The organism is Actinomadura sp. WAC 06369 (genome assembly GCF_003947565.1).
Lineage (GTDB): Bacteria > Actinomycetota > Actinomycetes > Streptosporangiales > Streptosporangiaceae > Spirillospora > Spirillospora rifamycini.
Map to the genome: position 1 here is coordinate 15,720 of NZ_QHJN01000032.1, position 19,484 is coordinate 35,203.

The window sequence follows — 19,484 nt, forward strand, 5'->3', positions numbered from 1 at the left end:
ACGGCATGCCCAGGGGATGGGGCGGGCGCCGCGCCCCGGTCGGATGACCGTGACGGACCGAGCGTGCCCATCGGACACTTGCGGTGTCCATCAAGTGTTCTACGGTGACCGTCAAGCATTCGGTTGAACCAGGAGGCCGGGCGTGACGGAGGCGCGGTTGCGGACGCTCGTGGCGCTCGCCGACACGGGCTCGGTGCGGGCGGCGGCGCGGCGGCTGTACGTGACGGAGTCGGCGGTGTCGGCGGCGGTGGCCGCGCTGACGCGGGACCTCGGCGTCCCGCTCGTCCGGCGGGTCGGGCGGGGCGTGCGCCTCACCCCGGCCGGGTCGGTCTACGCGGGGTACGCCCGGCAGGTGCTGGGGCTGCTGGAGGAGGGCCGGGCGGCGGCGCGCGGGGCGGCCGACCCGGGGCGGGGCCCGCTGCGGCTCGCGGCGGTGACGACGGCCGCCGACCAGATCCTGCCCGAGCTGCTCGCGTCGTTCCGGGCGCGGTGGCCGGACGTGGAGCTGACGCTGGAGGTGGGGCCGCGCCGCCAGGTGTGGAGCAGCCTCGCCGCGCACGAGGCCGATCTGGTGCTGGCCGGACGTCCGCCCGCCGACGCCGCCGCGACCGTCCTGGCGCGGCGCCCGAACGAGCTGGTCGTCGTGGCCGCGCCGGACGTCGCGGCGGGGTTCGCGCTCGACCGGACGCCGTGGGTGATGCGGGAGCCGGGGTCGGGGACGCGGGCCGCCGCCGACGCCTACCTGGCCGAGCGGGACGCTTCCCCGCCGCGGCTGGTGCTCGGCTCGAACGGCGCGGTGATCGCGGGCGCGGCGGCGGGGCTGGGCGCGGCGCTGGTGTCGCGGGACGCGGTCGGGGCGGAGCTGGACGCGCGCCGCCTCGTCGTCGTGGCGGCCCCGGGCCTGCCGCTGAACCGGCCGTGGCACGCGGTGGGCGGCGCGGCGCCGACGGCGACGACGCTGCTGTTCGTCCGGCACCTGCTGGGCGCGCCGGGTTGGACGGCGGCGGGCCCGGCGGCGGCTACGGCAGGGCCCACAGGGGGATTGACAGCAGGACCAGGCTGACCGCGATCAGCGCGAGGGCGGCCGACTGCCCGGCGTCGCCGTCGGGTTCGTCCCGGTTCCGGCGCAGCACGGCGGCGCACCAGCCGAGGAAGATCAGTGCGGCGACGTCCATCGCCGCGGCGAGGCCCGCCACGCGTCCCTTCCCCTTCCGTTCACCTGCGGTACGGCCAACGTTCCCACATCGGTCGGCCCGGTGTGGCCCCACCCACACCGCGCTTCGCGCGCGCACGCCCCACCGGGACGACAGAATGGGGTTCGGGACCGCGAAAAGGGCACCGAAAGGGGCACCCATGACCGCCGACCGCCCGTACGACATCGTCCTGTACGGGGCCACCGGGTTCACGGGCGGGCTGACCGCCGAGTACCTCGCCGGCCACGCCGACCCGGGGACGCGCTGGGCCCTCGCCGGACGCAGCACCGCCAAGCTCGAGAAGGTGCGCGACCGGCTCGCCGCGATCGACCCGGCCTGCGCCGAGCTGCCGCTGCTGCGGGCCGACTCGTCCGACCAGGGCTCGATCGACGAGCTGGCCCGCTCGGCGCGCGTCGTCATCACGACCGTCGGCCCGTACCTGAAGCACGGCGAGCCGCTCGTCGCGGCGTGCGCGCGCGCCGGCACGGACTACGTCGACCTCACGGGCGAACCGACGTTCGTCGACCGGATGTACGTGAGGCACCACGCGGAGGCCGTGCGCACCGGCGCCCGGATCGTCCACGCGTGCGGCTTCGACTCGATCCCGCACGACCTCGGCGCCTACTTCACGGTGAAGCAGCTCCCCGAGGGCGTCCCGCTGCACGTCGAGGGCTTCGTCCGGACGCGCATGCAGGCGTCCGGCGGCACGATCCACTCGGCCCTCGGGATCTTCGCCGACCTGCCCGCGATGGCGCGGGCCGAGCGCGAGCGCCGCGCCGCCGAGGGACGTCCGGACGGCCGGACGGCGCGCGTGTCGCGGCGCCCGGCGCCGAGGAACCGCATCGGCGACGGCTGGCCGCTGCCGATGCCCACGATCGACCCGCAGATCGTCGCCCGCTCGGCCGCCGCGCTCGACCGGTACGGGCCCGAGTTCACCTACGGCCACTACTTCGCGGTGAAGCGGCTGCCGGCGGCCGCCGCGCTCGCCGCCGGGGCGGGGGCGCTGACCGTCCTCGCGCAGGTGCCGCCGGCGCGGCGGCTGCTGACGAAGCTCAAGCCCGCCGGGAAGGGGCCGTCGGCGGAGACCCGCGCCCGGAGCTGGTTCAGCGTGAAGTTCGTCGGCGAGGGCGGCGGGCGGCGCGTCGTCACCGAGGTCCGGGGCGGCGACCCCGGCTACGGGGAGACGGCGAAGATGCTGGGCGAGTCGGCGCTGTGCCTCGCGCACGACGCGCTGCCGAAGACGTCCGGGCAGGTCACGACGGCCGCCGCGATGGGGGACGCGCTGCTGGCGCGGCTCGGCCGGGCGGGGCTTGAGTTCCGGGTGCTGACCTCCCGGTAGCGGGCCCGGCCCGGCCGGGGACCGGGACGACGGCCTCGATCGTCGTGCCGCCCCCGGGCCGGCTCGTCACCGTGACCCGCCCGCCGAGCAGCTCGGCGCGCTCGGTCATGCCGCGCAGCCCGTAGGAGTCGGGACGGCGGCCCGGCGCGAAGACGTCCCGGATGGAGAAGCCGACGCCGTCGTCGGCGACCGTCAGCCGCACCCGGTCGCCGAAGTGCTCCAGCAGCAGGTCGACGCAGGACGCGGACGCGTGCCGCAGGCTGTTGCCGACGGCCTCCTGCGCGATCCGGTACAGGGCCGTCTGCACGTGGTCGGGCAGCGCGTCCTCCAGTTCGCCCTCGACGGTGACGGTCACGTCGAGGGGGCGCCCGGACGGCCCCGGGCCGTCCCCCGCCTCGCGGGCGAGGGTCGCGAGCGCCGCCGACAGGCCCAGGTCGTCCAGGACGGGCGGGCGCAGGCCCCCGACCGCCGCGCGGGTCTCGGCCGCCGCCAGCTCGCACAGCGACCGCGCCATCATGATCTGCGCGAGGCTCTCGGGATGGTGCTCGGGCAGCGCCCGCTCGGCCGCCGACAGGTGGAACCCGAGGCCCGCGAGCCGCTGCGCGATCCCGTCGTGGATCTCCCGGCTGAGCCGCGACCGCTCGGCCTCCTGCGCCTCGACGGCGCGTTCCGCGAACCGCTCGGCGGCCTGCTCGCGCTCGCGGGCCGCGCGCAGCCGGCGGCACGAGCACAGGACGGGCGCGAACAGCTCGGCGAGCGCCGCGACCAGCGCGACGTCCTCCGGCGGGGCCGGCCCGGCGGACCGGACGTCCAGCACCGCGATGACCGAGCCGCCGCTGTGCATCGGGACGGCCGCGCCCCTGCCGTCCGCGTGCGCGCGCGCCCGTCCGTGGGCCGCCGCCCGCCCGACGTCCCCTTCGCCCAGGGGGACGGAGCGTCCGGCGCACTCCAGGAAGCGGCCGTCGTCGTCCAGGACGTAGACGTCGCAGAACGTCAGCGCGCGCGCCGACCGGACGACAAGCCCGGCGAGGTCGTCCGCCAGTCGCGGAAGCCCGCGGTCGGAGCAGGCGACCTCGACGATCCGGACGAGCAGGTCGGAGCCGCGCCCGGCCAGCGTGTCCGGGACGGTCACCGGAACAGGCCCTCGCGCAGCGCGACCGCGATCGCCGCCGACCGGTCGGCCACCTCCAGCTTGCGGTACAGCGCGCGCAGGTGGCTCTTGACCGTCTCCTCGCTCAGCACGAGCCGGGACGCGATCGCCTTGTTCGACAGCCCGCCGACCAGCAGCGACAGCACCTCGCTCTCGCGCTGGGTGAGGCCCCGGTCGGCGCCCGGCCAGAACTCGCCGCGGGTCAGCCGGGCCGCCGTCACCGCCATCCGCCCCGCGAGCGTGGGGTCGACGACGGTCTCGCCCTGCGCGACCTCCTCCAGCCGCCGCACCAGCTCCGGCCCGTCCACCCGTTTCAGCAGGTAGCCGCCGGCCCCGGCGCGCAGCGCCTCGAAGACGTACTGCTCGTCGTCGTACACCGACAGGAACACCACGCGCACCTCGGGGGCCCGGCCGGTGAGCTGCCGGCACAGGTCGAGCCCGCTCTCCGGGCCGAGCCGGACGTCCAGCAGCACGACGTCCGGGCGGAGCGCGGCGACCAGCCGGGTCGCCCCCGCGCCCGTCCCGGCCTGCCCGACGACGCGCACGCGGCCGGAGAACCCGGCCAGCATCGCCTGCAATCCGGCCAGGATCATCTCGTGGTCGTCGACCAGGACGACGCGTACGGGGGCGCTCATCCCGGCACGATAACAACCGGAAGCTACTCGCCAGTAGCCCCCGGGGCGGCCCCGTTCCGGCGTCTCACCCGCGCTCTCCCCTGATTGGGGGAAGCGGCCACGGGACGTCCAGCATAATCTTCATGGCGAAAACTGAATTTCGCAGGACGGAGGAGCGAGGTGCCCCATCGGATCGTGCATATGCTCCGGGCGCGCGGCTCGGGCCGCCGCCCCGTCATGCTCGCCATCGCCGGGGACAGCGCGGCGGGCAAGACCACTCTCACGCGGGGGCTTGTGCAGTGCCTGGGGGCCGACCGGATGACCGCGGTCTGCGTGGACGACTACCACCGCTACGACCGCGAGGAGCGCGCCGGCAAACCCTTCACGGCGCTGCACCCCGACTGCAACCACATCGACATCATGGAGCAGCACCTGCAGCTCCTGTCGATGGGCGAACCGATCCTCAAGCCCGTGTACGACCACTCCACCGGACGGCTCGTCCGGCCGGAACCGGTCGAGCCGCGCGACTTCGTGATCGTCGAGGGGCTGCTCCCCCTGCACACCCGCCTCGCCCGCGCCTGCTTCGACATCACCGTCTACCTCGACCCGCCCGAACCGCTGCGGCACTCCTGGAAGATCGCGCGCGACTGCGAGAAGCGCGGCTACTCCCCCGACCAGGTCCGCGCCGAGCTGGACCGCCGCGAGCCCGAGAGCGCCGCCTACATCCGCCCCCAGCGCAAGCACGCCGACATCGTCGTCCGGTTCGCGCCCGTCGCGGGCCGCGTCGACCCGCCCGGCACCCCGCTGTCGGCCGAACTGCTGCTGCGCCCGACGATCGACCACCCCGAGCTGACCGGCGTCCTCGACGCCGAACCCGGCGCCGGGACGGCCATGCACCTGCGGCTGCACCGCGACACCGACGGCCGCCCCGTGGACGCCCTGCACGTGCACGGGTACGTCTCGCCCGAGGAGTCGCAGGTCGTCAAGAAGGCCATCTGGGCGCGGCTCGGCGCCCGCGCCGGCGACGGCCTCGTCGACCCGGACGCCCTCGGCCGGCTCGGCGGCGCCGGCACCAGCGACCCGCTCGCGATCACCCAGCTGCTCCTGCTCTACCACCTGCTCGACGCGGACCACCGCCAAGCCGCCTGAACCGTAGAGTTCGGGCTCCGCGGACGCGCGGGGAGGCCCCGGGGCTTCGGACCTGTGCCCCGGGCCGCGCGGCGCGGCGGCCGGGAGGGCGCCCAGCGGGCGCACGGCGCCCTCCCGGCCTATCCACGGCCCGGTCCACGGGCTCGCGTCCACGCCTTGCGCAGGGGGCCGCGGGCGGCCGGAACCGGACGTCCGGCCGGCGCTCCGCTCCGGTGCCGAACGGGACCGTGCGGGTCAGCCCGCCGGGCCCCGGCTGAGGACCCGGCTCAGCGCGGCCGCGACCTCCGCCGACAGGTCCCGCTCGTCCGCCCCGCCGGGCGCGCCCGCGCGGACGAGATCGTCCCGGACGGCCTCGCGGGTGTGGCCGCAGTCGCGGCACTCCACCTCGCCCAGCCGGCACACCAGCGCGGCCGACTCGCACGCGGTGCAGCGGTCGAGTCCGTCCGCCCAGCCGTGGACGGACTGGCAGCCGGGGCAGACCAGGACCTGGCGGTCCGCCCGGACCCCGCGCCGCCACGGGCTCGCGCCCCGCACGGGATCGGTCTGCCGCGCCCCGCAGCTGAAGCAGGGCATCACACCTCCAGGGGTGCGGGGGCCGGTTCCGGCCACCTGTCCGGAACCGGCCCGTTCGCTCAGAGACCGGCGAGCGCCTTGCGGTACTCGTCGATGTCGCGCGCGTCCGGGATGGCGTTCTCCACCTTCCACCGGACCACGCCCTCGGTGTCGATGATGAAGGTCCCGCGCGTGGCGAGGCCCTTCTCCTCGTCGAACACCCCGTAGCGCTGTGCGACCCCGCCGTGCGGCCAGAAGTCCGCGAGCAGCGGGAACTGGTACTTCTCCTGGTCGGCCCAGGCGCGCAGCGCGAACATCGAGTCCACCGACACGGCCAGGACCTGCACGTCGTCCCCGCCCAGCGTGGGCAGCTCGTCCCTGATCTGGCACAGCTCACCGGTGCAGACGCCGCTGAACGCCAGGGGGTAGAACACCAGGACGACGTTCTTGCGCCCCCGGAAGTCCGACAGCTTCACCGGCGTCCCGTGCTGGTCCTTCAGTTCGAAGTCCGGGGCGCCGTCGCCTACCTCAACCGCCAAAGCAACTCCTGTTTGTTTGCAAGACCCTCGGCGTCGGGCCCTGGGGGCCCTCCTTCATCGGGCCTTGCGTGCGATTGCTGCATCGCTCCGACTCGCCCCAGGGGCTCGCTGCGCGACCAGGTTCCCGCTCCGCTCGCTTTCCGCCCCCGGCCTTGCCTTCGGACGCGATCGCAGTGCTTCCCGTCCGCTCCGGCCGGGATGTGGGCTGAGGTCTTGTCCGGAGGTCCTTCGGCGAGTCGTGAACGACTCTACGGTAAGGCACCCGGGCAGAGCGGTAGCGCGCGCCCCGGCTTCCGGCGGGACGGCTGAGGGACGGGCGGCGTGCGCCCGTCCCCCGCGCGTCTACTTCCCTTTGACCTTGGGCGCGGCGAGCCTCGTCCCCGACCATTCCTTGCCGGCGCTGAGGCTGCGCGACTGGGACAGGCCGGCCGTGGTGGCCGCCTCGCCGATGTCGCTGGGCTCCACGTGGCCCTCGCGTCCCGCCTTGGGCGTCAGCAGCCAGATGTCGCCGCCGCTGGTGAGGGGGACCATCGCGTCGGTCAGGCCCTCGAACAGGTCGCCGTCGTCCTCGCGCCACCACAGCAGCACGATGTCGACCACGTCGTCGTAGTCCTCGTCGACCAGCTCGTTCCCCGTGACGGCCTCGACGGAGTCGCGGAGCTCCTCGTCCACGTCGTCGTCGTAGCCGATCTCCTGCACCACCTGGCCCGCCTTCAGGCCGAGCCGTTCGGCCAGGCTGCGCTCAGACTGCGCCTGACCCGCGGTCGCGCTCACGAAAGTCCTCCCATGTCGTTCGTCCGCACGGTGCTCCGTGCACCTGTGCACATCTCCTGTACGGCCCCCCGGAGCGGGCGGCCCGTCCGCACCTGTGCGGTGTTTGCGGGACAGTCCACACAAGGGTGGGCCCCTAGCGCAAGTGTCTTCACGGCATTTGGCGCCCTCATTGGGCCGATGCCGGAATCGGCCGTCACGATGCGGCCACCGAGGGTGTGGTTCGAGCCCGTTTCTTGATACAACCGTCAACCCCTGAGGAAGGACAACCGGACCTGGCGGTCGGGGTTGTCGACGTTGAGGTCCACCAGTGCGATCGACTGCCACGTGCCGAGCGCGAGGCGCCCGGCCAGGACCGGGACGGTCGCGTAGGGCGGGACGAGCCCGGGCATGACGTGCGACCTGCCGTGGCCGCGCGACCCGTGGGCGTGGCGCCACCGGTCGTCCGCGGGCAGCAGGTCGCCGAGCGCGGCGAGCAGGTCGTCGTCGCTGCCCGCCCCCAGTTCGATGAGCGCGACGCCGGCGGTGGCGTGCGGCACGAAGACGTGCAGCAGCCCGTCGCCGCCGGCGTCGGCCGCGAACCTCTGGCATTCCGCCGTGATGTCGTGCACGGCCTCCTTCGATCCGGTGGACACCCGGATCACGGTGCTCTCCATGGCATCGGGTCTACCCCATCGGCGGCGCGGGACCCGTCCGGCCCCGCACCGTCGCTCCCGTTCCCCTCAGCGGGACGCCGTGTGCGCCTCGCGGCGCTCGATGACGGCGTCGGGCCCCGGGAAGACGAGGGTCTCGTGCCCGTCATCGAAGCGGACGAGGTAGGGCGGGCCGCCGTCGTCGCCGCGCACTTCGATGATCTCGCCCGCCCGCTCCGGCATGCCGACGATCTTGCCGTGGACGTGCAGCTTGTCTCCGATGCGTCCGTTCATGTCTCCCCCAAGTCACGGTCGCTTTTCCCGGCCTCCTACGTTCGTTCCCCGCCCGGACGGGCAATCTCACGAGGACGCGCAAAAAAACGCGTCGCCGATCCGGCCTGCGCCACGGCCGCGCGGGCAGCCGGTTACCGGACGGTAGAGATGCGTTAACCGTCGTGAGCGGCGACGATGGACGCGAATGCAGGCGACGAACAGTCGTGCGGAGACCGGCGGCCTCCGGCCGGGGTCTCACCAGCACAGACGGTAAGCACAGAGGGGACCCCGTGGCTTCCGGACGTCAACGCTACTCGATCATCAGCGACGGCCTGCCGAGCCAGCTGCCCGACATCAACCCGGACGAGACCCGGGAGTGGCTGGAATCGCTGGACACGGTCATCAAGACCGAGGGCCGGGGCCGGGCCCGCTACGTCATGCTGCGGCTCCTGGAGCGGGCCCGCGAGCTGCAGGTCGGCGTGCCGGGCCTGCGCAGCACCGACTTCATCAACACGATCCCGCCGGAGCTGGAGCCCTGGTTCCCCGGCGACGAGCACGTCGAGCGCCGCATCCGCGCCTACATCCGGTGGAACGCCGCGATCATGGTGTCGCGCGCGAACCGCCCCGACATCGGCGTCGGCGGGCACATCGCCACGTACGCGTCGGCCGCGTCGCTGTACGAGGTGGGCTTCAACCACTTCTTCCGCGGCAAGGACCACGGCGAGTCCGGCGACCAGGTGTTCCTCCAGGGTCACGCCTCCCCCGGCATCTACGCGCGCGCCTACCTCGAGGGGCGGCTGCCCGAGGAGAAGCTGGACGGCTTCCGGCAGGAGCAGTCGCACCCCGGCGGCGGGCTGTCGTCCTACCCGCACCCCCGGCTGATGCCGGACTTCTGGGAGTTCCCCACGGTGTCCATGGGCCTCACCGCGATCGACGCGGTGTACCAGGCCCGGTTCAACCGCTACCTCTACAACCGCCGCATCAAGGACACGTCGCGCTCGCACGTGTGGGCGTTCCTCGGCGACGGCGAGATGGGCGAGCCCGAGTCGCTCGGCGCGATCGGCCTGGCCGCCCGCGAGGAGCTCGACAACCTCACGTTCGTCGTGAACTGCAACCTCCAGCAGCTCGACGGCCCGGTACGCGGCAACGGCAAGATCATCCAGGAGCTCGAGTCGTTCTTCCGCGGCGCCGGCTGGAACGTCATCAAGGTCATCTGGGGCCGCGACTGGGACCCGCTGCTCGCGCAGGACGTCGACGGCGCGCTCGTCAACAAGATGAACACGACGCCCGACGGCCAGTTCCAGACGTTCAGCGTCGAGTCGGGCTCGTACATCCGGGAGAAGTTCTTCGGCGACGACCCCCGGCTGCGCAAGATCGTCCAGGACCTGACGGACGACGACCTGCGCAAGCTGTCGCGCGGCGGGCACGACTACCGGAAGGTGTACGCGGCGTTCAAGGCGGCCCGCGAGCACGTCGGGCAGCCGACGGTGATCCTGGCGCACACGATCAAGGGCTGGACGCTCGGCTCCGACTTCGAGGCGCGCAACGCCACGCACCAGATGAAGAAGCTCACCAAGGCCGAGCTGAAGGAGTTCCGCGACCGCCTCTACCTGGACATCCCGGACTCCGCGCTCGAGCAGCCGCTGCCGCCCTACTACCACCCGGGCGAGGACTCCGACGAGATCCAGTACATGCGCGAGCGCCGCGCGGCCCTCGGCGGGTTCCTGCCGAAGCGCGTCGTGCGGGCCAAGCCGCTGAAGCTCCCCGGCGACCCGGTGTACGCCGAGCTGAAGAAGGGGTCCGGCAAGCAGAACGTGGCGACGACGATGGCGTTCGTCCGGCTGCTCAAGGACCTCATCAAGGACGAGAACATCGGCGCCCGGTTCGTCCCGATCGCCCCGGACGAGTACCGCACGTTCGGCATGGACTCGCTGTTCCCGACGTCCAAGATCTACTCGCCGCACGGGCAGACCTACGACGCGGTGGACCGGAAGCTGCTGCTGTCGTACAAGGAGTCCGAGAGCGGGCAGATGCTGCACGAGGGCATCAGCGAGGCCGGGTCGATGGCCTCGACGATCGCCGCGGGCACGTCCTACGCGACGCACGGCGAGCACATGATCCCCGTCTACATCTTCTACTCGATGTTCGGGTTCCAGCGGACCGGCGACCAGATGTGGGCGCTCGGCGACCAGATGGGCCGCGGGTTCCTGCTCGGCGCCACCGCCGGCCGCACCACCCTCACCGGCGAGGGGCTCCAGCACGCCGACGGCCACTCCCCGCTGCTCGCGGCGACGAACCCCGCGTGCGTCCACTACGACCCGACCTGGTCGTTCGAGCTGGCGTACATCACGCAGGACGCGCTGCGCCGCATGTACGGGACGTCCGAGGAGCACCCGGACGGCGAGGACGTCTTCTACTACCTCACCGTCTACAACGAGCCCTACCAGCAGCCCGCCGAGCCCGACGGCCTGGACGTCGCCGGGCTGCTCAAGGGCCTGTACCGGTACCGGTCCGCGCCGGAGACCGCCGCGGGCGACGGGCAGCCGCCGCGCGCGCAGATCCTCGCGTCCGGCGTCGGCGGCCGGTGGGCGCTGGAGGCGCAGCGGCTCCTCGCCGAGGACTGGGGCGTCGCCGCGGACGTCTGGTCCGCGACCTCGTGGAACGAGCTGGCCCGCGAGGCCCGCGAGTGCGACGAGCACAACCTGCTGAACCCCGAGGGCGAGCAGCGCGTCCCGTACGTCACCCGCACCCTCGACGGCGTCGCGGGGCCGATCGTCGCGGTGTCGGACTTCGCCCGCGCCGTCCCCGACCAGATCGCCCCGTGGGTGAACGGCGACTACACGTCGCTCGGCACCGACGGCTTCGGGTTCTCCGACACCCGCGCCGCCGCCCGCCGGTTCTTCCACGTGGACGCGGCGTCGATCGTCCTGGCCGTCCTCACCCGGCTCGTCCGGCAGGGCGAGGTCAAGCCGGAGACCCTCCCGCAGGCCATCGCGAAGTACCGGCTGAACGCGGAGGTCAGCGACGTGTTCGCGGGCGGCGCCGGCAGCGCCGAGAGCAACACCGGCGGCGAGAGCTAGCCGGCCCGGGCGGGCGGCGCGCGAACGCGGAGGTGGGGGCCGCGTCCGCCGCCGCCCGCCGGCGTCCTCAGGGCGCCGGCGGCGTGCTCAGGGCACCGGCGGCGTGAACACGCCGAACCGGTTGCCGGACGGGTCCTCCAGGTAGGCGAAGCGGAGGCCCCGCGCCGTCGCGGCCGTCGCCGCCGCCACCTTCCCGCCGCACTCCTCCGCCCGCGCGCACGCCGCGTCGACGTCCTCGACCATGACGACGAACAGCGCGTGCGCCCCGCCCGCCCCGGGCTCGTGCGAGAGCCCGCCGCTCGGCGCGTCCGCGCCCGCGTAGCGGACCAGGTCGTACCCCTCGCTGCCGGGGAAGGCCGAGCCGGGGTCGGCGTCGAACCGCCAGCCGAACATGTCGCCGTAGAACCGGCGCGCCGCGTCCGGGGCGTCCGTGCCGATCTGGAACCACGCGACGGTGTTGAACGCCGGAATCGCCATCGTCTTCCTCCTCTGTTCGGGTGACGCGCCCAGCTTCGAGCGCCCCGGCGACATCCCCCTGTCGGTGTTTTCAGACGAATTCGAGGCGGTGGGTGACGTAGTCGAGGGGGACGTCCTTGATCATGACGTCCTCGTACCGGCGCTCCGGCGCGGTCTCCTCCAGCAGGGCGGCGCGCCGGATCCGGTCGATGCGGAAGATCCGGGCCTCCCCCCGCAGCCGGCACCAGCCGATGAGGTACCAGCGCAGGGACGCGCAGGTGAACGCGACCGGCTCCACGTCGCGCTCGCTCGTCTCCCCGGCCCCGTTCACGTACCCGAGGCGGACGACGCGGCGCGCCGACACGGCCTCCTCCAGCACGGACGGGACGGACGGCGGCGCGCCGCCGGCGCCGTCCGGCGTCAGGAACCGGACCCGGTCGGCCAGCTCCCGCGCGGACGCGCCGTCGTTCGCCGGCATCGCGGAGACGATCTTGTGCAGTGCGGTGCGGGCCGCGCGGGCGTACGGGGAGCCGTCGGCGCGGGCGAGGGTGATCGCGACGGCGACGGCCTCGGCGGGCGTGAAGTTGAGCGGCGGGAGGGTCCGCTCGGGGTCGAGCGTGTACCCGCCGCCCCGTCCGACGTCGGCGTAGATCGGGACGCCGGCCTGCTGCAGTGCGCCGATGTCGCGTTCGATCGTCCGCGTGCTGACCTCGAAGCGCGCGGCCAGCTCGCGGGCGCTGACCCGGCGGGGCGCGCGGGCCCGCAGTTCCTCCACCAGTGCGTACAGGCGATCGGTCCGGTTCACGCCGCGACCGTACGCCCCGCCACCGACATCCCGGCCCGCGTCCCGGCCCGCGCCGGGACGCCGGCCGGGGGTCAGAGGCCGCGGAGGAAGTCGAGGAGGGCCCGGTTCACCTCGTCGGGGCGCTCCTGCTGGGTCCAGTGGCCGCAGCCGGGCAGGGAGACGGTGCCGCGCAGGTTCGGGACGAAGTCGCGGAGGCGCGCGACGGCGTCGGGCGCGGCGACCGGGTCGCGGTCGCCGGCGACGAACAGGGCCGGCGGGGTGACGGGCGCGCGGTGCCAGGCGGCGGTGAGCTCCCAGTTGCGGTCGAGGTTGCGGTACCAGTTGACCGGGCCGGTGAAGCCGCTGTCGGCGTACTCGGCGACGTAGGCGTCGATGTCGTCCGCGGTGAGCCAGGCCGGGAGCTCGTCCGGTTCGGGGAGGGCGTCGAGGACGCCGCCGCCCTCGGGGGCGACGAGGGCGCCGGAGCCGTCGCCGGAGATCGCGTGGAACATGCGGCGGAACGTGGCCGCGCGGTCGCGGTCGAGTTCGGCCTCGGGGGCGTCCGGTTCCTGGAACCGCACCATGTAGAAGCCTTCGCCGAAGTAGCGGCGCATCGTCGCGACGGGCGGGCGGGAGCCGCGCGGGCGGTGCGGGACGGACATCCCGACGACGCCGCGGACCTTGTCGGGGCGCATCTGGGCGACGGCCCACGCGACGGGCGCGCCCCAGTCGTGCCCGACGACCACCGCGCGTTCGGCGCCCAGGGCGTCGATGAGCCCGACGGCGTCCCCGGCCAGGTGCATGATCGTGTACTGGGAGGGGTCGGCGGGGCCGCCCGTCCGGGCGTAGCCGCGCTGGTCGGGGGCGACGGCGCGGAAGCCCGCGGCGGCGAGCGCGGTGAGCTGGTGCCGCCAGGAGTACCAGCACTCGGGGAAGCCGTGCAGGAGCAGGACGAGCGGGCCCTCGCCGGCCTCGGCGACGTGCATCCGCAGGCCGCCGTTCCCCTCGACGAAACGGTGCGCGATCTCGGTCATCCGACCAACGTAGACGGCACGGCGGGGCCCACACCGGTCGGGCCGGGATTGTGTGCCCGGGCCACATGGGTCGCGGGTGGCGGGCTGCGTAGGTTCTGCTCATGACGAGCGTGACACCGGACCTGACGGGGCGGCGGGCCCTGGTCACCGGCGGGGCGAGCGGGATCGGGCTGGCGTGCGCCCGGCGGCTGGCGGCGGCGGGGGCGCGGGTGACCGTGGCGGACCTGGACGGGACGGCGGCGGAGCGGGCCGCGCGGGAGTTCGGCGGCGCCGCGCTGGCGGTGGATCTCGCGGGACCGGACGTGGCCGGGGCGGGCGCCGGGTTCGACGTCCTGGTCAACAACGCGGGGGTGCAGCATGTGGCGCCGCTCCACGAGTTCCCGCCGGAGGTGTTCTCCCGGATCCTGCGGCTGATGGTGGAGGCGCCGTTCCGGCTGGTGCGGGACGCCCTGCCGGGGATGTACGAGCGCGGCTGGGGCCGGATCGTGAACGTGTCGTCGGTGCACGGGCTGCGCGCGTCGCCGTTCAAGGCCGCGTACGTGACGGCCAAGCACGGGCTCGAGGGGCTGTCGAAGGTGATCGCGCTGGAGGGCGCGGCGCACGGGGTGACGTCCAACTGCGTCAATCCTTCTTATGTGCGGACCCCACTGGTGGAGGGGCAGATCGCGGATCAGGCGCGCGCGCACGGCATGTCCGAGGACGATGTCGTCGAGCGGGTCATGCTGCAAAGGGCGGCCGTGAAGCGGCTCGCGGAACCTGAGGAGGTGGCCGAAATGGTCGCCTACCTGTGCTCCGACGCGGCGGCCATGGTCACGGGTGCGTCGCTGACCCTCGACGGAGGCTGGACGGCCCATTGACAATGTCCCGTATGTCGTGCGGCGTCTTCCTTGAACTGCTCGCCCGCGAGGCGTCCCCCGTCGAGTTCGAGGGGCCGCTGGTGCAGGCGCGGGCGGAGGGGGCGCCGGCGGCCGTGCTGGCCGAGCTGGAGGCGGCGAAGCTGGCGGCGCTGCGGGTGCGGGCGGTGATGCGGCGGCACGCGCGGCGGGAGGCGGAGCTCGCGGCGTTGTTCGACACGGCGGGCGATCTGGCCGGGCTGCGCGATCTGGACGCGGTGCTGGAGGCGATCACCCGGCGGGCGCGGCGGCTGCTGAACGCCGACATCGCGTACCTGACGCTGAACGACGACGCGCGCGGCGACACGTACATGCGGGTGACGGACGGGTCGGTGTCGGCGGCGTTCCGGCGGCTGCGGCTGCCGATGGGGACCGGGCTGGTCGGCCTGGTCGCGCAGACCGCGATGCCGTACAACAGCGACCACTACCTGGTCGACGCGCAGTTCCAGCACCGCGGGTTCATCGACGAGGCGGTCTCCGAGGAGGGCCTGGTCGCCATCCTGGGCGTGCCGATGAAGCTGGGCAGCCGGGTGATCGGCGTGCTGACGGCGGCGAACCGCAGCGAGCGCCCGTTCGACCAGGAGGAGGTCGCGCTGCTCGGGTCGCTGGCGGCGCACGCGGCGATCGCGATCGACAACGCGCGCCTGCTGGAGGAGACCCGCACGGCTCTGGAGGAGCTGAGCGCCGCCAACGAGGAGGTCAAGGCGCGCAGCGCGGCCGTAGAGGTGGCGGCGCGCGCGCACGACCGGATGACGGCGGTCGTGGTGCGCGGGGGCGGCGTCGAGGACGTCGCCGCGATCGTCACCGAACTTCTGGGCGGCACCCTGCACGTCCTGGACGCGGACGGCGCGCGGCTCGCGACGACGGGGGCCGCGTCGGCGCCGTTGAGCGACGGGGAGCTCGCCGGGGTGTCGGCGTCCGCGCACTCTGCGCGCGCGCAGGGACGGACGGTGCGGCGGGGCGACCTGTGGACCGCGTCCGTTTCGAGCGGGGACGAGATGCTCGGGACGCTGGTGCTGCGCACGTCCGACGAGGTGTCGGACGCCGACCAGCGGATCCTGGAGCGCGCCGCGCTCGTCACCGCGCTGCTGCTGCTGTTCCAGCGCAGCGTGACCGAGGCGGAGGGGCGGGTGCGCGGCGAGCTGCTCGACGACCTGCTGTCGGAGCGGCGGACGGACGGTGCGGCGCTGGCGGCGCGGGCGCGGCGCGTCGACGTGGACCTCGGGACGCCGCACGTGGTGCTGTCGGCCCGGTACGAGTCGCGCGACCACCGGCGGCGCGCGGAGTTCTGGGCGTCGTCGTTCGCGGCGGTGGAGCACGGGCTGGCCGCGTCCCGCGGCGAGGAGGTCGTGCTGCTGCTGCCGGGCGAGCGTCCGGGCGACGCGGCGCGGCGGGTCGCCAAGGAGCTGGGCGCGTCGCTGGGGGCTCCGGCGACGGTCGGCGCGGCCGGCCCGGTGCGGGGGCCGGGCGAGGTCGCCGGGGCGCACCGGGAGGCGCAGCGGTGCGCGGACGCGCTGGTGGCGCTGGGCCGCCGCGGGGACGGGGCGGGCGCGTCGGAGCTGGGGTTCATCGGGCTGCTGATCGGCGACGACCGGGACGTGCCGGGGTTCCTCGCCGGGTCGCTCGGGCCGGTCATCGACTACGACGAGCGGCGCGGGACGGCGCTCGTCCGGACGCTCGAGGCGTACTTCGGGGCGGGCGGCGGGCTCGCGCGGACGGCGCAGGAGCTGCACATCCACGTGAACACGGTCAGCCAGCGGCTGGACCGGATCGGGCGGCTGCTCGGCGAGGACTGGCAGTCGCCGGACCGGGCGCTGGAGCTGCAGCTCGCGCTGCGGCTGCACCGCCTGCGGTAGGCGCGCGAACGGGCCGCCGCCCCTGAGGGGCGGCGGCCCGTTCCGTGCGTTCACGCGGGGGTTTCGACCTTGTCGCGCGCGGGTTCCGCCGGACGGCGGCGCGCCGCGCGGGCCGCGAGCAGGTCGCGGGCGGTGCCCCAGACGCCGCGCCGGAACAGCAGCACGACGAGGATGAAGATGCCGCCGGTGATGATGCCGGTCTCCTGGAACCCGGCGGTGGCCAGGTAGTCGTTCAGCTCGACGATCAGGGCGGCGCCGACGATGCCGCCCCACAGCGTGCCGATGCCGCCGAGGACGACCATCATCACGGCCTCGCCCGAGGTCGTCCAGTACACGCCCTGCAGGGACGCGAAGCCGTGGCCGATGGCGAACAGGCCGCCGGCCAGTCCGGACAGGGCCGCCGACAGGACGAACGCGAGCAGCTTGAAGCGGTCGACGCTGTAGCCGAGCGCGCGCGCCCGTGCGGGGTTGTCGCGGATGGACATCAGTACGCACCCGAACGGGGAACGGACGATGCGCCAGGCGGCGAACAGTCCGGCCAGGATGAACGGGAGGCCCGCGTAGTAGAAGTAGAACGGGTCGGACAGGTCGAGTCCGAACAGTTCCCTGGGGATGCCCTGCAGCCCGTTCTCGCCGCCTGTGACGTCCCGCCACTGGTTGGCGACGAAGTACACCATCTGCGCGAAGGCCAGGGTGACCATCGCGAAGTAGATGCCGCGCAGCCGGACGGACAGGAACCCGATCGGGAGGGCGAGCAGGGCGGCGAACGCCGCGCCGCCCAGGATCGCGACGGGGAAGGGCAGCCCCGAGTGCAGGGCGATCAGGCCGGTCGCGTACGCCGAGCCGCCCCAGAAGGCGGCGTGCCCGAACGACAGCAGCCCGGTGAAGCCGAGCAGCAGGTCGACGGCGACGGCGAACAGCGCCCAGCAGGCGATGTCCAGCGCGACCGGCGGGTAGACGAACCACGGCAGCGCGAGCGCCGCCGCCAGGCCGACGGCGAGCAGGACGGGTCGTCCCGCGAGCTTGGAAAGGATCACGGCGCCACCTCCGGATTCACAGTGCGGCCTCCTCGCGCCCGAACAGGCCGGCGGGGCGCCACAGCAGCACGGCCGCCATCAGGATGAACACGAGCGTCTGCGACAGCGACGGGACGTAGTAGTTGCCGAGCGCCGACACGAGCCCGACCGCGAACCCGGCGGCGACCGACCCGAACACCGAGCCGAGTCCGCCGATCACCACGACGGCGAACACGGTGACGATCAGGTCGGCGCCCATCAGCGGGTTGACGGCCCGCATCGGCGCGGCGAGCACGCCCGCGAGCCCGGCGAGCGCGATGCCGAAGCCGAACACGGGCGTCACCCAGCGCGCCACGTCGATGCCGAGGGCGCGGCTCAGCTCCGGCCGTTCCGTGGACGCCCGGACGATCATGCCGACGCGGGTGCGGGACAGCACAAACCACACTGCGCCGCACACGACGAGCGACACGGCCAGGACGAACACCTGGTACGCGGGGTAGGTGAACAGGCCGAGGTCGATCGAGCCGCTCAGGGCGGACGGGCGCGGATAGGGCTGCGACTGCACGCCGTACTGCCGCTTCACCAGGTCCTGGAGGATGAGCGCCAGCCCGAAGGTGAACAGGAAGTTGTAGAGGGGGTCGAGGGGCGCCAGCCGGCGGATGAACAGCCGTTCCACCGCGACGCCGACCGCGCCCAGGACGAGCGGGACGAGCGGCAGCGCGACCCAGAAGCTCACGCCGAAGGAGTCGAGGAGGACGTAGGAGCCGAACGCGCCGAGCATGTAGAACGCGCCGTGCGCGAAGTTGACGACGCCGAGCATCCCGAAGATGACCGCGAGGCCGAGGGCGAGCAGGGCGTAGAACGCCCCGCCCACCAGGCCGTTGAAGGCTTGCTGCAGCATCCGGCGGCCTCAGAGCTCGCAGGCGGGGCTCGGCTGCTGGAACGCCTCGGCCGCGGGGATCGTCTCGATGATCTTCTCGTAGTCCCAGGGCTCGGAGACCTCGCTCTCCGGCTTGACCTCGGCGAGGTAGGCGTCGTGGGTCAGCAGGTGGTCCTCGGCCCGGATCGTTCCAGTGGAGGTGAACACGTCGTTCACCTTGTGGCCTTCGAGCTCCTTCACCACGGTGTCGGAGGCGTCCGTCCCGGCGCGCTGGACGGCCTCCAGGTACTGCAGGGCGGCGGAGTAGTCGCCCGCGTGGACGGCCGTGGGACGGGCGCCCGTCTCCTGCTTGAACCGGTCGGCCCACGCGCGGTTGTCGTCGTCCTGGTTCCAGTACCAGAAGTCGGTGAAGCGGGTGCCCTCCAGGGCCTTCGGGCCGAGCGAGTGGATGTCGGTGATGAACATCAGCCCGACGGCGAGGCCCACGCCCTTGTCGCGCAGCTTGTACTCGTTGTACTGCTTCACGAGGTTGACGAGGTCACCGCCGGCCTGCATGGCGCCGATGACGTCCGGCTTCGGGTCCAGGCCCGGGGCCTTCAGCAGGAAGGTGGAGAAGTTGTCGTTGGGGAAGGGGGTCGGGTCGGACTTCACGACCGTCCCGCCCGCGCCCTTGACGGACGCGCTGAACGTCTTCTCCATGTCCTGGCCGAACGCGTAGTCGGGGTAGACGAGGTACCAGTTCTTCGACCCGGACTTGGTGAGCGCGGTGCCCGTCCCGTGGGCGAGCATGTAGCTGTTGTAGCCGTAGTGGAAGGTGTACTTGTTGCACTGCTCGCCGGTCAGCGCGGTGGTGGCGGCGCCGACCGAGATGAACACGCGCTTCTTGCCCTTCGCCACGTTCGCGACGGCGAGCGCGGCCGACGACGTGGGCACGTCCACGATCATGTCGGCCTTCTGCCGGTCGTAGAGCTCGCGCGCCTTGGTGTTGGCGATGTCGGGCTTGTTCTGGTGGTCGGCGGAGACGACCTCGATCTCCGTCGCGACCGCCTTGTCGCCGTACTTCTTCTTGAAGTCCGCGACGGCCATCTCGACGGCCTTCACGGCGTTCTCGCCCGACAGGTCGGCGTAGACGCCGGACTGGTCGGTCAGCACCGCGAGCACGATCTTGTCGTCGCTGATCTTGCCGCCGCCCCCGCCGGGTCCGCCCGCGCCGCAGCCGGCCAGCAGGGCTCCGGCGGCCGCGAGCGCGGCCGAGCGTCCCATGAGTTTCATC

At 73.6% G+C, this 19,484-nt stretch carries 20 protein-coding genes; 6 read left to right on the top strand and 14 right to left on the bottom strand.

The genetic code is table 11. The annotated features are described in order from the left end of the window. Positions 1-142: 142 nt before the first annotated feature. Positions 143-1,063: a LysR family transcriptional regulator gene (locus DMH08_RS11430; RefSeq protein WP_125613539.1), complete on the top strand. Its 921-nt coding sequence runs from the start codon at positions 143-145 to the stop codon at positions 1,061-1,063. On the opposite strand, the gene DMH08_RS40065 is transcribed toward DMH08_RS11430, so the two are convergent. After that, positions 1,020-1,196 carry a hypothetical protein gene (locus DMH08_RS40065; protein WP_157432867.1) on the bottom strand — a complete coding sequence of 59 codons (177 nt, stop codon included), beginning with the start codon at positions 1,194-1,196 and terminating at the stop codon, positions 1,020-1,022. The genes DMH08_RS11430 and DMH08_RS40065 overlap by 44 nt on opposite strands. A 157-nt stretch (positions 1,197-1,353) precedes the next feature. Here DMH08_RS40065 and DMH08_RS11435 point away from each other — a divergent pair, with 157 nt between their 5' ends. Then, the gene (locus DMH08_RS11435) at positions 1,354-2,532 is read left to right on the top strand and encodes a saccharopine dehydrogenase family protein (RefSeq protein WP_125613542.1); all 1,179 of its coding nucleotides are present in this window, start codon (positions 1,354-1,356) and stop codon (positions 2,530-2,532) included. On the opposite strand, the gene DMH08_RS11440 is transcribed toward DMH08_RS11435, so the two are convergent. Both DMH08_RS11440 and DMH08_RS11445 read right to left on the bottom strand, forming a co-directional pair. Further along, positions 2,447-3,664, bottom strand: a complete 1,218-nt coding sequence (locus DMH08_RS11440) for a sensor histidine kinase (protein WP_051300056.1) — start codon at positions 3,662-3,664, stop codon at positions 2,447-2,449. The two genes, DMH08_RS11435 and DMH08_RS11440, sit on opposite strands and share 86 nt — an antisense overlap. Beyond that, positions 3,661-4,317 carry a response regulator gene (locus DMH08_RS11445; RefSeq protein ID WP_125613545.1) on the bottom strand — a complete coding sequence of 219 codons (657 nt, stop codon included), beginning with the start codon at positions 4,315-4,317 and terminating at the stop codon, positions 3,661-3,663. The genes DMH08_RS11440 and DMH08_RS11445 overlap by 4 nt, the downstream gene beginning before the upstream one ends. Before the next feature lie 180 nt (positions 4,318-4,497). Here DMH08_RS11445 and DMH08_RS11450 point away from each other — a divergent pair, with 180 nt between their 5' ends. Further along, complete coding sequence (locus tag DMH08_RS11450; RefSeq protein WP_084549748.1) at positions 4,498-5,445, top strand: phosphoribulokinase; 948 nt, start codon at positions 4,498-4,500, stop codon at positions 5,443-5,445. Positions 5,446-5,679: 234 nt separating this feature from the next. On the opposite strand, the gene DMH08_RS11455 is transcribed toward DMH08_RS11450, so the two are convergent. The 5 genes from DMH08_RS11455 to DMH08_RS11475 form a co-directional block, all read right to left on the bottom strand. Beyond that, entirely contained in the window at positions 5,680-6,018 is a 339-nt protein-coding gene (locus tag DMH08_RS11455; RefSeq protein WP_026400721.1) for a hypothetical protein, read from the bottom strand. Positions 6,019-6,077: 59 nt separating this feature from the next. After that, positions 6,078-6,536 (bottom strand): peroxiredoxin, encoded by a 459-nt coding sequence (locus tag DMH08_RS11460; RefSeq protein ID WP_125613547.1) that lies wholly within the window; start codon positions 6,534-6,536, stop codon positions 6,078-6,080. 342 nt (positions 6,537-6,878) lie between these two features. Next, positions 6,879-7,310: a DUF3052 domain-containing protein gene (locus DMH08_RS11465; protein WP_026400723.1), complete on the bottom strand. Its 432-nt coding sequence runs from the start codon at positions 7,308-7,310 to the stop codon at positions 6,879-6,881. Between the two features lie 245 nt (positions 7,311-7,555). Further along, a complete protein-coding gene (locus tag DMH08_RS11470; RefSeq protein ID WP_026400724.1) occupies positions 7,556-7,963 on the bottom strand; it encodes a YjbQ family protein in 408 nt (135 codons plus the stop codon). Positions 7,964-8,029: 66 nt separating this feature from the next. Continuing rightward, complete coding sequence (locus tag DMH08_RS11475) at positions 8,030-8,233, bottom strand: DUF1918 domain-containing protein (RefSeq protein ID WP_026400725.1); 204 nt, start codon at positions 8,231-8,233, stop codon at positions 8,030-8,032. A gap of 269 nt (positions 8,234-8,502) precedes the next feature. On the opposite strand from DMH08_RS11475, the gene aceE reads away from it, so the two are divergent. Continuing rightward, a complete protein-coding gene (gene aceE / locus DMH08_RS11480) occupies positions 8,503-11,292 on the top strand; it encodes a pyruvate dehydrogenase (acetyl-transferring), homodimeric type (RefSeq protein WP_026400726.1) in 2,790 nt (929 codons plus the stop codon). 87 nt (positions 11,293-11,379) lie between these two features. Here the strand turns inward: aceE and DMH08_RS11485 are convergent, their stop codons facing one another. The 3 genes from DMH08_RS11485 to DMH08_RS11495 form a co-directional block, all read right to left on the bottom strand. Further along, positions 11,380-11,769: a VOC family protein gene (locus DMH08_RS11485; protein WP_158642295.1), complete on the bottom strand. Its 390-nt coding sequence runs from the start codon at positions 11,767-11,769 to the stop codon at positions 11,380-11,382. 70 nt (positions 11,770-11,839) lie between these two features. After that, complete coding sequence (locus DMH08_RS11490) at positions 11,840-12,553, bottom strand: helix-turn-helix transcriptional regulator (RefSeq protein ID WP_125613553.1); 714 nt, start codon at positions 12,551-12,553, stop codon at positions 11,840-11,842. Positions 12,554-12,624: 71 nt separating this feature from the next. Continuing rightward, positions 12,625-13,566: an alpha/beta fold hydrolase gene (locus tag DMH08_RS11495; RefSeq protein ID WP_125613556.1), complete on the bottom strand. Its 942-nt coding sequence runs from the start codon at positions 13,564-13,566 to the stop codon at positions 12,625-12,627. Between the two features lie 101 nt (positions 13,567-13,667). Between DMH08_RS11495 and DMH08_RS11500 the strand changes: the two genes are divergently transcribed. Beyond that, positions 13,668-14,423 carry a 3-hydroxybutyrate dehydrogenase gene (locus DMH08_RS11500; protein WP_026400730.1) on the top strand — a complete coding sequence of 252 codons (756 nt, stop codon included), beginning with the start codon at positions 13,668-13,670 and terminating at the stop codon, positions 14,421-14,423. An 11-nt stretch (positions 14,424-14,434) separates the two neighbouring features. Beyond that, positions 14,435-16,315: a helix-turn-helix domain-containing protein gene (locus DMH08_RS11505; protein ID WP_233617532.1), complete on the top strand. Its 1,881-nt coding sequence runs from the start codon at positions 14,435-14,437 to the stop codon at positions 16,313-16,315. A gap of 50 nt (positions 16,316-16,365) precedes the next feature. Here the strand turns inward: DMH08_RS11505 and DMH08_RS11510 are convergent, their stop codons facing one another. The 3 genes from DMH08_RS11510 to DMH08_RS11520 are packed head-to-tail and all read right to left on the bottom strand — an operon-like array spanning position 16,366 to position 19,483. Then, positions 16,366-17,352: a branched-chain amino acid ABC transporter permease gene (locus DMH08_RS11510; RefSeq protein ID WP_026400732.1), complete on the bottom strand. Its 987-nt coding sequence runs from the start codon at positions 17,350-17,352 to the stop codon at positions 16,366-16,368. A 16-nt stretch (positions 17,353-17,368) separates the two neighbouring features. Next, the gene (locus DMH08_RS11515) at positions 17,369-18,232 is read right to left on the bottom strand and encodes a branched-chain amino acid ABC transporter permease (protein ID WP_026400733.1); all 864 of its coding nucleotides are present in this window, start codon (positions 18,230-18,232) and stop codon (positions 17,369-17,371) included. A 9-nt stretch (positions 18,233-18,241) separates the two neighbouring features. Further along, positions 18,242-19,483, bottom strand: a complete 1,242-nt coding sequence (locus DMH08_RS11520; RefSeq protein ID WP_199747744.1) for an ABC transporter substrate-binding protein — start codon at positions 19,481-19,483, stop codon at positions 18,242-18,244. Position 19,484 lies beyond the last annotated feature (1 nt).